The sequence below is a fragment of the Streptomyces sp. NPDC050211 genome (assembly GCF_040656035.1).
In the GTDB taxonomy this organism is placed as follows: domain Bacteria; phylum Actinomycetota; class Actinomycetes; order Streptomycetales; family Streptomycetaceae; genus Streptomyces.
Genome location: NZ_JBFALC010000166.1, coordinates 1 through 2,690, shown reverse-complemented (window position 1 = coordinate 2,690; position 2,690 = coordinate 1). Strand labels below are relative to the sequence as shown.

Annotated in this window: 3 protein-coding genes; 1 reads left to right on the top strand and 2 read right to left on the bottom strand. The window is 64.6% G+C overall.

What is annotated here, in order from left to right; translation table 11 throughout:
* Positions 1-177 precede the first annotated feature (177 nt).
* Positions 178-1,710 carry a glycosyltransferase family 39 protein gene (locus AB0I98_RS49720; protein ID WP_362953132.1) on the top strand — a complete coding sequence of 511 codons (1,533 nt, stop codon included), beginning with the start codon at positions 178-180 and terminating at the stop codon, positions 1,708-1,710.
* Positions 1,711-1,881: 171 nt separating this feature from the next.
* Here AB0I98_RS49720 and AB0I98_RS49715 read toward each other — a convergent pair whose 3' ends face one another.
* Both AB0I98_RS49715 and AB0I98_RS49710 read right to left on the bottom strand, forming a co-directional pair.
* Positions 1,882-2,337 (bottom strand): GNAT family N-acetyltransferase, encoded by a 456-nt coding sequence (locus tag AB0I98_RS49715; RefSeq protein ID WP_362953130.1) that lies wholly within the window; start codon positions 2,335-2,337, stop codon positions 1,882-1,884.
* 153 nt (positions 2,338-2,490) lie between these two features.
* Positions 2,491-2,690: hypothetical protein (locus tag AB0I98_RS49710; RefSeq protein ID WP_362953128.1), on the bottom strand; the 200-nt coding region annotated here is incomplete at its 5' end.

Sequence of the window (2,690 nt, the reverse complement as noted above, 5' to 3'; positions counted from 1 at the left end):
GCAGGGTGTGGGCAAGGTCCACCTCGTCTTCGACCACCAGGATGCGCATGCGGTGCAGCCTCGCACAGCGCAGGCCCGCTTTCCTGATCGGCCGGACAGGTTGGATCAGCATCCGGTCAACGAGGTCCCGGCACGCTGGCGGAGTGTCTTCGTCACTGCTGAAAGGCCCTGTCGCCGATGTCCGTTGATGAACGTGCGCCCGTCCTGGCCAGGACTGTTTCCCCTCCTGTTTTTCCCGTCCGTCGACCATCACCGGGCCCGGCCAAAGCCGTTGTCGTCATCGCGCCCTTGGCGCTGACCATCGCTCTGGGGCTCTGGGGGATCCGCAGGAAGAACACCATGTGGGGGGACGAGTCCGTCACCTATCAGCTCGCACACCGCGACCTTTCGCAGATATGGCACACCGCCCAGCACATTGATCTGGTCCATGCCCTTTACTACGCCGTGATGCATGAGATCTTCGGTCTCTTCGGCGGAGGGCTGCTGACGTTGCGGCTGCCGTCTGTGCTGGCGATGTCCGTGGCGGCGAGCGGAGTCGGGCTTCTGGCACTACGCCTGGCGGGACCCCGTGCCGGGCTGCTGGCCGGGCTGGTGTTTCCGCTCCTTCCCCAGGTACAGAAGTACGCGCAGGAAGGCCGCTCGTACGCCATGGTCTGCGCCCTGGTCGCCTGGGCCACCTATGCGCTCGTGGCCGGCGTCCCGCATCGCGCCCGGTGGCGGTGGGCGGTCTATGGCTCCACCATGCTGCTGGCCTGTCTCCTCCATGAGTTCGCGGTCCTCGCCCTGGTCGCACACGGCGTCAGCCTGGTCGTCTCCCGTGTTCCACGACCTGTGCTGAGAGCGTGGAGTATGGCTGCCGCGGGCGTTGTGGCCGGGCTGTTGCCGCTGGCGATCTACAGTGCGGGGCAATCGGAGCAGGTGTCCTGGATCGGCGAACCGGTGCGGCTTCAATATTTCCTGGTGGTGGCGGTCGTGGGCATGGCGTGTGCTCTGGCACCCCTGGGGGTGAGGGGGCCCGTTCGGCTTTCCGTGCTGGCTGTGCCGATTCTTGTGCTTCCGGGCCTTCTGCTGCTGATCGCCTCACTGGTCAAGCCCCTTTTCGTCGACCGGTATGTGCTCTTCAGCAATATCGGAATCGCCTTGCTGCTGGGCGCCTGGATGGATTACTTCCACCGGCGCCAGCGGTCTTCCCGCATCGCGTGGATCGCCGCGGTTGCCGTACTGGCCGCGCTCGTCCCGCCGAGCCTTTCGCTGAGGACGCCCCAGAGCCGGAGCGATGACGTCACCGCCATCGGCGCCGCCGTACGCAAGGAAGGCCGTCCCAGCGACGGGCTGCTCTATCTCTCCGGGCGGCACCGGATCTTGACCGCGGCCAACCCCGAGGACACCCGTTTTCTGACGGATCTGGCCCTGGCGCAGGATCCCGTTTCGTCGAACACACTGGCAGGTGTCGAGCTTCCCGCCCAGGAAATAGCGGCACGCATGCTGGAGTTCAATCGGATCGTCGCGGTCCGCGCGGCGGGTGCGCACGCGTCGACCAACCCGCAGGAGCAAGCGAAAACGAGCACCCTGCGGCGCCACTTCCGCGAGTACGGAACAACCCATGTCAACGGGGCGCAAGTCACCGTCTATGTCCGAGACCACGACCTGTCTCCGAAGGCCGGTCCTGGATCCAACAGCCCGGGAGCGAGCGGTGGGGTGATGAGGTGACCGCGACTGGCACCGGCCCGGCCGGCACCACCGCCGTCACGCTGTCTGTCGACGATCACGGAATTCCCCACCCTCGCGCTCACGTAATTCCCCATGCGGACGGTGATCGTGAGGGGGACCTGGCTCGATTCCGACGGCTGGGTGGGGCCAGCGGCTACAGCGAGCGCGGTGCTACGGCTGGCGTAGAGGCTTGCGGAGGATGTAGTTAAGGCCGAACTTGGTCTCACTCTCACGGACATCGGTGTAACCCAGGTGGAGGTAGAACCGGTGAGCGGTGATGCTGGCACCGGTCTCCATGTGGTCGTACCCGTCGCGCCTGGCCAGGGTCTCGATGTGCGCCATGAGTTGACGGCCTATCCCCCGCCCGGCCGAGTCGGGGTCGACGAACAGGGTGTAGACCTTGTTGCCGTCCCGGGAGATGGTGCCGACCACTCTGGTGTCCTCGGCCACGTAGATGAGGCGGCTGGCCGAAAGCTCGATGAACCGCTCGGCCGTGAAGTACTCGCACATCTTGTCGATGATGTGTGCGGGATAGTCGCGGCTGTTCACTTCACGCAGGCATCGATGGACGATGGCTGCGATTCTGGCAGCATCGTCGGGGCGGAACGACCGAACTCTGATCGCCACAGCGCCTCCTGGTCTGCGGGACTGGCAGTGTCTCAGATTTGGCTGGTCCCACACGTCAAGACCCACATCGCACAGGCCATCGGCCACCTCGCCATCCGCCGGGATGCCGACGGTCAAGTTTTCCCCATCTTGGGTGGTTTGAGTGTTATGTAACTACGCGTGAAGCTTGTTGACAAGGACCGAGAGTACATCCTGAACGTCGCGGCTCCGGTATTCGAAGCCAACGACATCACTGGCGTCACCGGTTACATAGGTGAGTGAGCCATTTTCAACTTCAGTTTGAGCTGGGCAGGCGCAGGGTGAGGACAGCTTTGACGAGGTCGGTGATGCCGGTGGTGCTGCATCGCAGCTTG